General features: G+C 66.5%; 10 protein-coding genes. 2 read left to right on the forward strand and 8 right to left on the reverse strand.

Annotation, left to right across the window (positions count from 1 at the left end):
* Positions 1–5: 5 nt before the first annotated feature.
* The 7 genes from CQ015_RS01210 to CQ015_RS01240 form a co-directional block, all read right to left on the reverse strand.
* Complete coding sequence (locus CQ015_RS01210) at positions 6–692, reverse strand: N-acetylmannosamine-6-phosphate 2-epimerase (protein WP_105569086.1); 687 nt, start codon at positions 690–692, stop codon at positions 6–8.
* 4 nt (positions 693–696) lie between these two features.
* Entirely contained in the window at positions 697–1,641 is a 945-nt protein-coding gene (locus CQ015_RS01215; RefSeq protein WP_105649152.1) for an ROK family protein, read from the reverse strand.
* A gap of 2 nt (positions 1,642–1,643) precedes the next feature.
* On the reverse strand, positions 1,644–2,591 hold the full coding sequence (locus tag CQ015_RS01220) for a dihydrodipicolinate synthase family protein (protein WP_105552081.1): 948 nt from the start codon (positions 2,589–2,591) through the stop codon (positions 1,644–1,646).
* 55 nt (positions 2,592–2,646) lie between these two features.
* Positions 2,647–3,450, reverse strand: coding sequence for an ABC transporter ATP-binding protein (locus tag CQ015_RS01225; protein ID WP_105649153.1), 804 nt, complete (start codon positions 3,448–3,450; stop codon positions 2,647–2,649).
* Positions 3,447–5,441 carry a dipeptide/oligopeptide/nickel ABC transporter permease/ATP-binding protein gene (locus CQ015_RS01230; protein WP_374955672.1) on the reverse strand — a complete coding sequence of 665 codons (1,995 nt, stop codon included), beginning with the start codon at positions 5,439–5,441 and terminating at the stop codon, positions 3,447–3,449. The genes CQ015_RS01225 and CQ015_RS01230 overlap by 4 nt, the downstream gene beginning before the upstream one ends.
* A 2-nt stretch (positions 5,442–5,443) precedes the next feature.
* On the reverse strand, positions 5,444–6,400 hold the full coding sequence (locus CQ015_RS01235; RefSeq protein WP_176484106.1) for an ABC transporter permease: 957 nt from the start codon (positions 6,398–6,400) through the stop codon (positions 5,444–5,446).
* Between the two features lie 88 nt (positions 6,401–6,488).
* The gene (locus CQ015_RS01240) at positions 6,489–8,105 is read right to left on the reverse strand and encodes an ABC transporter substrate-binding protein (protein ID WP_105649154.1); all 1,617 of its coding nucleotides are present in this window, start codon (positions 8,103–8,105) and stop codon (positions 6,489–6,491) included.
* A 132-nt stretch (positions 8,106–8,237) separates the two neighbouring features.
* Here CQ015_RS01240 and CQ015_RS01245 point away from each other — a divergent pair, with 132 nt between their 5' ends.
* Both CQ015_RS01245 and pepN read left to right on the forward strand, forming a co-directional pair.
* Entirely contained in the window at positions 8,238–8,972 is a 735-nt protein-coding gene (locus CQ015_RS01245) for a FadR/GntR family transcriptional regulator (protein WP_105552078.1), read from the forward strand.
* 53 nt (positions 8,973–9,025) lie between these two features.
* Positions 9,026–11,671, forward strand: coding sequence for an aminopeptidase N (gene pepN / locus CQ015_RS01250; RefSeq protein ID WP_105649155.1), 2,646 nt, complete (start codon positions 9,026–9,028; stop codon positions 11,669–11,671).
* 12 nt (positions 11,672–11,683) lie between these two features.
* Here pepN and CQ015_RS01255 read toward each other — a convergent pair whose 3' ends face one another.
* Positions 11,684–12,739 carry a biotin/lipoate A/B protein ligase family protein gene (locus CQ015_RS01255; RefSeq protein WP_105552076.1) on the reverse strand — a complete coding sequence of 352 codons (1,056 nt, stop codon included), beginning with the start codon at positions 12,737–12,739 and terminating at the stop codon, positions 11,684–11,686.
* Positions 12,740–12,835 lie beyond the last annotated feature (96 nt).

Consider the following 12,835-nt stretch of genomic DNA (forward strand, 5'->3'; position numbering starts at 1 on the left):
TCCTGTTATGCGCGCAGCGCCGCGTCGAACCATCCGGTGATGCTCGCCGGGTGGGTGATCGCGGTACCGACCACGACGCAGAATGCTCCGGCATCCAGCGCGGCACGGGCTTGCGCCGGGGTGTGGATGCGTCCCTCGGCGACCAGCGGCCGGTCGAGCCCCGCGGAGGCAATCGAGGCGAGGAGCTCCAAGTCCGGGCCCTCGGTTTTGGCGCGTTCGCCGGTGTACCCGGCCAGTGTGGTGCCGATCAGATCGGCGCCGGCCGCGGCGGCCTCCAACGCGTCGTCGAGCGACCCGCAGTCGGCCATCACCAGTGCACCGGTTTGTTCGTGCACCGCGGTGATGGTTTGTTTCAGGGACTTGCCATCGGGGCGTTCGCGGCGTGTGCCGTCCAGCGCCACGATGTGCGCACCGGCCTGGGCCACGGCCACGGCATGGTGGATCGTCGGGGTGATGAACACGCCCTCATGGCCATCCTTGAATAAGCCGATTACCGGCACCTCGACCGCCGCACGGGTGAATTGGATATCCGCGATTCCCTGCACGCGGACGGCGGCCGCCCCACCGATCACCGCGGACGCGGCGACCTGCGCCATGGTCTGCGGGTTGCGCATGGGTTCGCCCGGATAGGCCTGCGCCGAGACGATCAAACCTCCGCGCAGGGCTTCTTGCTGTGACTTGCTGAGCAGCATGTCGCTACTTCCTCTCGTTGGCCGGCCAGAATAAGCTGGCCGCCCCGTAAAATGCTGCGTCGTTGCCCAGTTGGGCGGGCACAATTGCGGTGTGCGCCAGCGGGTCGATGGCCGAGGCGGCATAGCCGGCACGCAGCGCCTGCCACCAAAGGTCTCCGGCGCCAGCCATCCCGCCGGAGACGATGATCAGCTCCGGATCCAGCACGTTGCCCAGCGAGGCCAGCGCCATGCCGGCGGCCAGGGCCCCGGTCTGCAGCGCACGGCGGGCGAGCTCATCGCCTTGTCCCGCGCGAGCCGTCAGCTCGCGGGTGTCCAAGACGCCTTCATCTCCGCCGAGGCGGAGGTAGTGGCGGTGGATTGCCGGACCCGAGGCGATGGCTTCGACATGTCCGGTGCGGCCGCAGGAGCAGGGCAGCCCGGCCGCCAGCGGCGAGTCGACGTGCCCCATATGCCCTGCGACATGGTGCGCGCCGGAGAGCAATTGACCGTTGACCAGGTGCGCTCCGCCGATGCCGGTGCCGACCGCGAACAGCAAGACCTGCTTCGCCGCGCGTCCGGCGCCAGCGCGGGCCTCGCCAAGCCCGTGGGCGTGCACGTCGTTGACCGCGCGGACCGGCAGCCCGGTGCGGGCCAGCAGCTCGGTGCGCAAATCCGTTCCAGCCCACCCCGCGATGGTATCGGTGGCGGAGGCGACCTGCGCGTTCGCCGGGTCGATGACTCCGGCCGCGCCCAGGCCGAGGCCCAGAATTTCCTCGCTCGCCTTCCCGCGCAGCTGCGCCACGAGCCCGGCCATCGCGTCGAGCACCGCCGGCGCTCCAGCGCTCGCGGGGGTAGGCACCTGGCCGGTGGCGATGATCTGCCGGCGGGAATCCAGCACGGCGCCGGCGATTTTGGTGCCGCCCACATCCAGGGCGAGCACCGCGCCGGCGCCGAAGCGGAGTTCGCTCATGCTTAGCTGGCCGCCGCGGTGAGCAGTCCGGTTTCATTCAGGATGGTGCGGATGGCGGTGGCCTCCTGCGCGTTCAGCGCTTCCATCGGCACGCTCATGGTGTTCGCCGCGATCACGCCGAGCTCGACCAGCGCGGTCTTGAAGGCGCCCAAGCCTGCGGCTCCGCCGGAAACACGGGCCGAATCCGGGGTGTAGACGATGTTGAACAGGGCCGCGAGGCGGTCCTGCTCGGCGGCGGCTCCGGCCCAGTCGCCGGCCACTGCCAACTCGAACAGGCGGCGGTAGCCGGCCGGGTCCACGTTGCCCAGTCCCGGCACGACGCCGTGGGCGCCGCCGAGCAGCGCGCCGTCCACGACGACCTCGTGGCCGGTGAAGACCGAGAAGCCTTCGATCTCGCGGGTGGCCAGCAGCAGCTGGCGGAAGGACACGTCATCTCCCGAGGAATCCTTCACGCCCACGATTACCCCGTCGTTGGCCAGGCGGATTGCCACCTCCAGCGGCAGCTTGTGATGGGTGCGCACCGGCACGTCGTAGGCGAAGATGTCCACGTTCAGCGCGGCCTTGATCCCGCGGAAGTGCGCCTCGATCTCCGCGGCATTGCTCAACGCGTAGAAGGGGGTGGTGACCACCAGCGCGTCGGCGCCGAGGGCCAGCAACCGCGCCCCTTCCTCGATGGTGCGCACGGTGGTCTGCTCGCTGGCGCCGGCCAGGATCGGCACGCGTCCGGAGTTGGCGGCCACGATGGCGCGCATCACCTGCTCGCGTTCGGCGTTGGACAGGTAGGGCACCTCGCCCGAGGAACCGAGCACGAACAGCCCGGAGACTCCCCCGGCGATCAGGTGCTCGACCACGCGCTGCAGGGATGGGATGTCGAGCTGGCCGTCGGCCGAGCGCGGGGTGACTACCGGTGGGATGACGCCGCTGTACTTCGGGTTATTAACAAATGCCACGTAACTGATCCTTCTGCTTGGGGCCCAATTCTTCGGGCCCTGAAATTGTGGGTGCCTAGAGCTGGAGCAGCGAGGGAGCTGCGCCCAGCAGGGTGCGGGTGTATTCGTTGGTCGGCGCGTCGAAAACCTGTGCGGCGGTGCCTTCCTCGACCAGCTCGCCGGAGTTCATCACGCAGATGCGGTCCGAAACGTAGCGCACGGTCTGGATATCGTGGGAGATGAACACCATGCCCAGGTTCAGCTGCGCCTTCAGGTCGGTGAGCAGGTTGAGCACCTGGGCGCGCACCGAGACGTCCAGCGCGCTGGTGGGCTCGTCCGCGACGATCACCTCCGGCTCCAGGGCCAGCGCCCGGGCGATGGCCACGCGCTGGCGCTGCCCGCCGGAGACCTGGCTGGGCAGGGCGGTGGCGGCCGAGGCCGGCAAGCCGACCACGGAGAGCAGCTCCAGGGCGCGGGCGGTGCGCGAGGCGGCGTTGCCGATGCCGTGCACGCGCAACGGGTCGGTGAGCGTGTCCATAATGCTCATGCGCGGGTTCAGCGCGGTGGCCGGGTCCTGGAAGACCACCCCGACGGCCCGGCCGAATGCCTTGCGCCCGGCGGCGTTGCGCTTGCCCACCGGCTTTCCGGCGAAGAGCACCTGCCCGCCGGTGGGTTCCTGCAGGCCGACCAGCACCGAGGCGAGGGTTGACTTGCCGCAGCCCGATTCGCCGACGATGCCCACGGTTTCGCCCCGGGCCACGGAGAAGTCCACCCCGTTGACCGCCTTGATCAACCGCGGGGAGAACAGCTTGCCGCCGCGGATCTTGTGGTGCACGTGGATGCCGCGCAGCTCGATCACAGGTGCGTTGTCGGTGCTCATCGGTTAACTCCTGCATTCTCGTGGCTGGCCCAGCGGTGTTCGGGATTCTCGGCGACCGGCACGAAGCTGGTGGCCCGGTGCGGGTCCGCGTCGGCACGCTGGCTGCGTTCGGCGAATCGGTCCCCGGGCACGAAGTCGTACGGGCTGGGCACGGTGCCCGGAATCTGGTGCAGGCGCTCGGCCTGCGATTCGATGGAGAGCACCGCGCCGAGCAGGCCGCGGGTGTATTCATGCTGCGGGTTGGCCAGCACCGCGCGGATCGGGCCGGCCTCGATCACCTGCCCGGCATACATCACGGTGACCCGGTGGGCCAGCGAGGCCACCAGCGCCAGGTCGTGGCTGACGAAGACCATCGCAAAGCCGAGCTGCTCGCGCAGCTCGTTGAGCAGGTCCACCACCTGCTTCTGCACGGTGACGTCCAGCGCGGTGGTCGGCTCGTCGCAGACCACCAGTTTCGGGCGGCGCGAGAGGGCCATGGCGATCAGCACGCGTTGGCGCTGCCCGCCGGAGAGCTCATGCGGGTAGGAACGCATGGTGCGCCGCGGATCCAGTTTCACCAGCGCCAGCAGCTCTTCGGGGCTCTTGCGCCCGCCGCGGCGGGTGAGCTGGCGCAGCTGCTCCCCGATGAGCATCGAGGGGTTCAGGCTGGAGAGCGCGTCCTGGTAGACCATCGCGATCGACTCGCCGCGCAATCCCTTGTAGACCTTGTCGTCCCCGGCCAGCGTGCCGCCGTCGGCGGTGGCCGGCAGCAGTTCCCTGCCTTCGAAGCTGATCGACCCGGACAGCTGCGCGCCGGGGCCGAGCAGGCCCATGATCGCCAGCGAGGTGATCGACTTGCCGCACCCGGACTCGCCGACCAGCGCCATGGTTTCGCCTTCGCGCACGTTGAAGGACACGTCCTGCACGATCTGCGTATCCCCGTAGCGGTCCGGGAAGCGGATCGAGAGGTTCTTGACCTCCAGGATGGTGCGCGGATCCGCCTCATCCAAGACGAGCCGGTCGGTGCGCTGGGATTCGGTGCGCGCCAGCAGGTCCAGTTCGCGGCGCAGCCGTTCGTGGGCGTGCTCGTCGGTGGCAGCCTTGGCCACGGCCGAGCGCTCTGCGCTCTTGGCGCGCGGCTTGCCCGCGCCCTTCACGTTGACCAGCGCGTCGGTCATGCCCTCGGCCAGGATATTCAGCGCCAGCACGGTGAGCAGGATGGTCAGGCCGGCGAAGGTGGTGGCCCACCAGGCGCCGTTGAGCACCAGGGTGCGGCCGTAGGAGATCACATTGCCCCAGCTCGGGGCCGGGTCCTGGATGCCCGCGCCGAGGAAGGAGAGCGAGGCTTCGAGGATGATCGCGTCGGCGACCATCACGGTGGCGAAGACCATCACCGGGGCGGCGCAATTGCGCAGCACGTGGGTGCCGAGGATGAAGAAGCGTCCGGCGCCGATCACGCGTTCGGCGCGCACATAGTCCTCGCCCCATTGGGCGAGCACGTTGGCGCGGACCACGCGGGCGATCTGCGGGGTGTAGATGATCGCGATCGACAGGATGATCACCGGCAGCGAGTTGCCCAGCGAGGCCAGCAGCGCGGCGGCCAGGGCGATGCCCGGGAAGGCCATCAGCATGTCCATAATGCGCATGATCGTCTCGTTGGCCCACTTGCTGCTGGTGGCGGCCAGGGCGCCGAGCAGCCCGCCGAGCACCAGGGCCAGCGCCACCGAGCCGAGGCCCACCAGCAGCGAGGCCTGCGCGCCGTGCAGCAGCCGGGAGAGGATATCGCGGCCCAGGCGGTCGGTGCCGAAGAGGTGTTCGGCCCCCGGGGCTTGGGCCGGGGTGCCGGTGGCTAGCGGATCGTGCGGGGCGAGCACCGGGGCCAGCAGCGCGAGCAGGCCCACCAGGACCAGGAAAGCCAAGGAGATCTTGGAGCCTAGGGTCAGCGCGCGGAAGCGGCTGCCGCCCGCGCTGAGGCGTTGCACCAGATTGTTGCGTGGGGCCATGATGGTCATCGCTACACCGTCCTAATACGTGGGTTGATCAGCAGGTACAACAGGTCGACGGCGATGTTCACCAGCACGAAGGTCATCGCGATGGTCAGCACCACGCCCTGGACCAGGTTCGTGTCCTGATTGGTGATGCCGTTCATGATCAGCTGTCCCATGCCGGGCAGCGAGAAGATCATTTCGATGACCACCGCGCCGCCGAGCAGGTAGCCGATGCGCAGCCCCAGCACGGTCACCGGGGTGACCAGTGCGTTGCGCAGCACGTTGCGGCTGACCACCTCGTTGCGGGGCACGCCGTTGCCGATGGCGGTGCGCACGTAGTCGCGGTCCAGCTCCTCGACCATGGAGGTGCGCACCACGCGGGTCAGCGAGGCGGAGACCGGGATGGCCAGGGCCAGCGCGGGCAGGGCCATATGGCTCAGCCAGGAGCCGAAGCCGCCGCCAGCCGGGGCGGCGCCGCCGGAGGGGAAGAGCGGGTTCGCGCCCAGGGCGAACCACTGGATGAGCAGGATGCCCAGCCAGAAGGACGGGGTGGCGATCGCGGCGATGGAGAAGATGCGCACCAGCTGGTCCGGCCACTTGTCGCGGTAGAGCGCGCCGAGCACACCGAAGACCAGCGAGATCACCACGGCGATGACCACCCCGAGGAAGGTCAGCTGCAAGGTCAGCGGGAAGGCGCCCTGGATCATGGTGCTCACCGACTGGGCGGGCGGCGTGGTGCTGCCGAAGTCCAGCCGGATCAGCCGGGCGAGAAAGGCGAAGTACTGGATGAAGATCGGATCGTTGAGTCCGCGTTCTTCCCGGTAGGCTTCCTTGGCGGCCGCCGAGGCACCTTCGCCCAGGGCGCTGGTTGCCTCGTCGCCGGGGGCGAGTTTGAGGATGATGAAGACCAGCAGCGAGATGCCCAGAATCATCACGGGCAGTGCCGCGAGGCGGCGTAGCAGCAGGTTGAGGAAATTTCCCACGCTAGGACTCCGTTGGGTTGGGAAGTGAATGTGGCTCGTCTCTGGCCGGGCTCCGCCCGCGAAGGCGGTGCCCGGCCAGGCGGTGCGGCTAGGCCTTAGGCGATACGCCGACGAAGGACACCCCGGTGGTCGGCAGCGGCGCGAAGCCCTCGACCGCGTCGGGGTTCCAGGCGGTGGGCAGCTGGCGGTGCAGCACCGGGTAGAGCGGCACCTCGGCGGCGATCAGGTTGATGGCCTTGCCCCACGCTTCCTTCGCCTTGGCCGCATCTTCGGCCTTGACCGCCTGGTCGAGCAGCGTCTGCAGGTCCTTGTATTCCTTGGTTCCGCTCCAGCGGAAGCGGGACTTAGGCCAGACATCTCCGCGGTAGAACCAGGACAGCAGCAGGTCCAGGTCGTTGCCGAATACCGATGGGTCGCCCGGGGCGGCGACCACGGTGAACTTCCCGGAGTCCACATTGTCTGCGTACAGGGCACCGGACTGCAGGTTCTGCATGGTCACCGAGACGCCCGGGATCTTGTTCCAGGATTCGAGGATCAGCGGGGCGATGTCCTTCACCCAGGAGGTGTCGGTGGTCTTCAGCTCGAAGCTCAGGTTGCCCACTCCGGCTTCCTTCAGCAACGCTTCGGCCTTGGCCGGATCGTAGTTGTAGACGGTGTCCGCCTTGAGGTACTCCGGGTGGGTGTCCTGCACATAGGAGGTCGCGGCCTTGGCATTGCCCAGCAGCGCGGTCTGGATGATGGATTCGGTGTCCAGCCCGTAGTGCAGGGCCTGGCGGACCTTGGCATCGTCGAAGGGTTTCTCGGCGCAGTTGAACATCAAGAAGAGCAGGCCGAAGGACTGCACCGATTCCACGCTGGCCTTTGCCTTCAGGCGCTCCATATCCAGGTAGGGCACGTCTTCGATGGCCTGGACGCGGCCCGATTCCATGGCGGTTACCCGGGCGGCCGCATCGGAGAGCAGGAACCAGGTCATCTTTTCGGCCGTGGCCACCTGGCTGCCGTTGTAGCCCGCGTGCTTGGCGAATTCGATCTTGTCGTCCTTGGTGGCGGAAACGAACTTGTACGGGCCCGAGCCGATCGGGGTGGCGTCGAAGGCCAGCTGGTCCTTGGAGGCGATGGCCTTCGGGACGACCTTGACCACCGAGATCCGGGTGGGGAACAGCGGGAAGGCGTAGTTCAGGGTGAAGGAAACGGTGTTTGCATCCTTGGCCTTGACCGACTTGATGAACGGGATGAACTGCGCGAACAGCGAGGCATTCTTGGTGTCCAGCACGCGTTCGAAGGAGTACACCACATCCTCGACGGTGACCGGCTTGTCATCGTGGAAGGTCGCGTCCTTGCGCAGCGCCACTTCCCAGGTGGTGTCGTCGACCTGGACCGGCTGGGCGGCGGCCAGCGCCAGATACGGTTCGCGGGTGGCCGGGTGCAGATCGACCAGGCCTTCGAAAATGTGCATGTTCGCCGCGTAGGGCGTGGCCCCCGAGGAGGTCATCGGGTCAAACCCGGTGGACAGGGCATAGGAAATGCCGGCGGTGAGCAGGCCTGCGGCGGCAGCTGACCCGGATCCGCCGGATCCTTCGGCGCTGCTGCCCGATGAGCAAGCGGCGAGGCTGGCGGAGAATGCAGCGGCCGCGCCGACCATGCCGGTAATCTTCAAAAAGTCTCGACGAGCATAGGGCTTACTTGCCACTTCGTTAAGTGCCATCGATGCCACCTCCAAGGAAATAAAGTCAGTTCATCGGACGTAGGATGTCCGATCTATAGCCTAGACTGTAATGGTAATCACTAGCGGTGGTCAACTAGCTCACAACCGCGAATTGGAAAATTGGAGAAGTTCATGACAACTAACGGGCCACGCCGCACCGATGCAAAGTCACGCCTGCGGGCGCTGACCTCCGATATCACCGCGTTGATCCTGGAACGGAATCTGCTTCCCGGAGACCCGTTGCCCACCGAACAGGATTTGATGGCCGAGCTGGGCGTGGGGCGCAATTCGCTGCGCGAAGCGGTGAAGGTGCTCCAGGCGCTGGGCATCATCGACACCCGGCACGGTTTTGGCATGTTCGTCGCGGAGAATACGCTCAGCGCGCTGCACGATTCGCTCTCCTTCCGCGGGCAGATGTCGCTGCGCCACCGCGGCCACGAGGCCGGAGAGCTGGTCGATGTGCGCCAGGCCCTGGAGACCGGGCTGATCGACCAGGCCATCCGCGCGGTGACCGAAGAACACCTGCTTGCGCTGGAGGCCAGCGTGGTGAGCATGGAGCAATCGGCGGTCGATGGCGACATGTTCACCGACGCGGACCGGGACTTCCATCGAATCCTCTTCGAGCCGCTGAATAACACCCTGCTCAGCAATCTGCTTGGCGTGTTCTGGGAGGTCTACCATTCGATCCACGACGTGATCGGCCAGGCCGAGCCGGATAAGCCGACGCTGTTGGAGACCGCGGCGGCCCACCGCGCGATTCTCGAGGCGGTTCGCGCCAAGGACATCGAGCAGGCCCGCCTGCTGCTGGCCGAGCATTTCCAGGGAATTCGCCAACTGCTAGCCCGAATGCACGCCGCGGCGAAATAAGTGTCATCCCCTGAGGCATTATCAAACATTTATTTCACAGCTAAGCTGTAAGGGTGGACACATTAGAACGCTATGCACCCAATGAGAACCTGCGACGCGACGAGGCAGCTTGGCGTGCCGCCAACATCAGTTGGCACTTCGCAGAAGTCGAGCTTGACCTGAGCAATGCCACCGCCGGAGCGGAAACGTCCTTCGCCGCGGTGACGACGCTGAACTTCACCTCGGCCTCCCCCGAAACCTTCATCGACTACATACACGAGTCGATCCAGAGCATTGTGCTCAACGGGTCCGAAATCCCGGTGGCCGATGCGGTGCTCGACGCCCGCATCTATCTGCGCGGATTGCGCACCGACGCACCGAACACCGTGCGGATCGCCGGACGCTCGAGCTATTCCCGCTCCGGCGAGGGCTTGCACCGCTTCGTAGATCCGCAAGATGGTCAGACCTACCTCTACACGCAGTTCGAGCCTTCCGAGGCGCGCCGCGTCTTCGCCTGCTTCGAGCAGCCGGATTTGAAGACCAGCTACCGCTTCACGCTCACCGGCCCGGAAGGCTGGCATCTGGCCAGCAACCAGCAGATCCTCGACGAGGTCAACAACGGCGACGGCAGCAAAACCGTTTCCTGCGCGCCGACCGCGCCGATCTCCAGCTACATCACCGCGGTGCTCGCCGGCCCCTACCACGTGGTGCGCGGAACGCACCTGCAGAAATTGGCCGACGGCGAAGAGCTGAGCATCGAGATGGCGGCCACCTGCCGGGCCTCGCTGGCCGAGCACTTCGACGGCGAAGAGATCCTGAAGCTGACCAGCCAGGGCCTGGATTACTTCCACGAACTCTTCGACTTCCCCTACCCCTGGGGCAAATACGATTCGGCCTTCGTCCCCGAATACAACCTCGGCGCCATGGAAAACCCCGGACTGGTGACCTTCACCGAACGCTATGTATTCACCTCGCAGGCCACCGAGGCCCAGCACGAGCAACGCGCCAACACCCTGATGCACGAGATGGCGCATATGTGGTTCGGCGACTTGGTCACCATGAGATGGTGGGATGATCTGTGGCTCAAGGAGTCCTTCGCGGACTACATCGGCACCCTGGCCAATGACGAGGCCACCGACTTCACCACCGCCTGGACCACCTTCGCGGCCCGCCGCAAGGCCTGGGCCTATGTGGCGGACCAGATGCCTAGCACCCACCCGATCGTGGCGGATATTCCGGATCTGCTGGCCGCAGACCAGAACTTCGACGGCATCACCTACGCCAAGGGCGCGTCCGTGCTCAAGCAGCTGGCCGCCTTCGTCGGCGCGGAGGCGTTCCGCGATGCGGCGCGCGCCTACTTCCGCGAGCACGCGTACGCCAACACCACGCTGGAAGACTTCCTGCAGGCCCTGGAAAAGGCCAGCGGGCGCGATATGCGCGGTTGGGCCGATGCCTGGCTGAAGACCAGCGGGGTGCCGAAGCTCGCGGCGCACTACACGGTGGACGAATCGGGCCTGATCACCGCCGCGCAATTGGAGCAGCGCGGGACCGACCCGATCAGCGGCGAGCCGATCATCCGCCCCCACGTGCTGAGCGTGGCCGCCTACACGCTGCGCGCCGGCATCTTGGAGCGCAGCGATTCCCAACGCGTGGAACTGCTGGGAGCCAGCGTCGACTTGGATTTCCTGGTTGGCCAGCGCGCCCCGGACCTGTTGCTGCCCAACGACGGGGATGAAACCTACGCGTTGATCGAATTCGACCAGCGCTCGCTGCAGACCCTGCTGGAGCATCTGGGCGCGCTGCGCGATTCCTTGCCGCGCGCCACCTGCTGGGCCTCGCTCTGGGATGCGGTCCGCCAGGGAAAACTCGATGCGCAAAGCTATGTGTCGGCGATTTTGGAGCACGCCCACACCATCGAGGACTCGGGGGTGTTCTCGGTGCTACTGGACCAGCTGGCCACCTCGATCTCCAAGTATGTCGCCCCGGAACTTCGCGCGGCGCTGCGCGAGCAGGCGGCTCGGGTGCTCACCGGTTGGCTCACGGAATTCGCCTCCGGCAGCGACCAGCAAACCACCACCGCGCGCATGCTGGCCCGTCTGGCGCGCTCCGGAGTGGCGCCGGAGATCATCGATTCCTTCCTCGCCGAGGAACCGAATCCCTATCGAGTCACCGTCGACGAGCAGCTGCGCTGGGCCAGCTATATTGCCCTCGCGGCCTCCGGCCGGTTGGACTCCGCCGCCCAGGAGCGGATGCATGAGGCGGCGAAGGCCAACCCGACCAGCGTCGCGCAGAACTCGGTGCGCACCGCCCTGGCCGCCCGCCCGGATGCCGCGGTCAAGGAAGCCGCCTTCGACACGGTGCTGATGGGCCACGACGACAACGGTTCGCTGTCCAACGACGCGCTCTCGGCGATCGCCCAAGGTTTCGCCATGGGATCTCCCAGCCTCCTGGCCGACTGCCAGCGGCGCTACTGGGCGGCCATCCTGCCGGTCTTCGAAACGATGAGCATGGAATTCGCCACGCGCGTGATCGAGGGGCTCTATCCGGGCATCCAGGATCTGACCGGCGACCCGGAGCAGAACCCGACACTGCTTGCGGCCAACGCCTGGCTGGAGGCCAACCAGTCGGCGCCGGCCGCCCTGCAACGCATCCTCATCGAGGAACGTGCAGAGCTTCAGCGCAGCCTGCAGGCGCAGTCCTTCAGCCGGATCAGCCGCTAGATTACCCCGGCTTTACGGAACGCGAGCCGTCCAGGCCTCGGTGTCGAATTTCGATTCGGCCAGGTCCTGGGCGGCCTTTCGCGTCTGCGCATCGAGCTGCGCCCGGGTGGCGCCGGTGCGCTTGGCGAAGGTGTCCATCATCGTAGAGATGAGCTGGGAGCGGTCCTGGCTGGTTTGCGACTTGAGCGGATCCACGCGCTTGACCGCCGAGGTGATGCCCTTGTCGGAGATCTTTTCGCGGCCGATGCGCAGCACCTGGACCATCTTCTGCGCATCGATGTCATAGCTCATCGTCACGTGGTGCAGCAGCGCGCCGTTGGCCAGGCGTTTTTGCGCCGCGCCGCCGATCTTCCCGCTGGGCGTGGCAATGTCGTTGAGCGGCTTGTAGTACGCCTTGATGCCCACTGATTCCAGGGCCTGCATTACCCAGTCGTCGAGAAACGGGTAGGAGTCTGCGAAGCTCATCCCATCGACCAGGGAGTCCGGGGCGTACAGCGAATAGGTGATGCAGTTGCCAGCCTCCATGAACATCGCGCCGCCGCCGGATATGCGGCGGACCACCTTGATGCCGTGGTGCTTGGCCTGTTCCATGTCCACCTCGTTCTTTAGGGACTGGAAGGAACCGATAACCACCGCGGATTCGTCCCAATCCCAGAAGCGGATGGTGGGTTTGCGTTCCCCGGCGGCGATTTGCCGGGTGAGCACCTCATCCAGTGCCACCTGTTCGGCTACCGGGATGATCTGCGGGCCGAGGATTTCCCACTGGTGGTCCTCCCATTTGGTCGCGTGGCCCAGGCTCCGGCGTACCGCACGGGCCACCGCATCGGCGTCGAAGCCGAACAGCACCGCGCCTTCGCGCAGATTCGCGTTGACCGCGTCGCGGATGGTGCCGTGGCTGGCTTCGGTGGGCAGCCCGTCGAGAGCCGTATTGAGGTCTTCGAGGGCTTCGTCCGGTTCCAGGAAGAAGTCGCCATTCACCGAAGCATTGGCGATCACCCCGTTGCTGCTTTCGAGATCTACGACGACTAATTTGCCGCCGACTACCTTGTATTCGCCATGATGCTTCATGGGACGATTCTATCGTCTGAGGTTGGCGGGGAGTTAAAGCGCAAAGGGCGCGAGGGGTGACTAATTGCTCCTTGCCGGCGGTTACGCCCCGCGGCT

The organism is Arthrobacter sp. MYb221 (assembly GCF_002979835.1).
Classification (GTDB): domain Bacteria; phylum Actinomycetota; class Actinomycetes; order Actinomycetales; family Micrococcaceae; genus Glutamicibacter.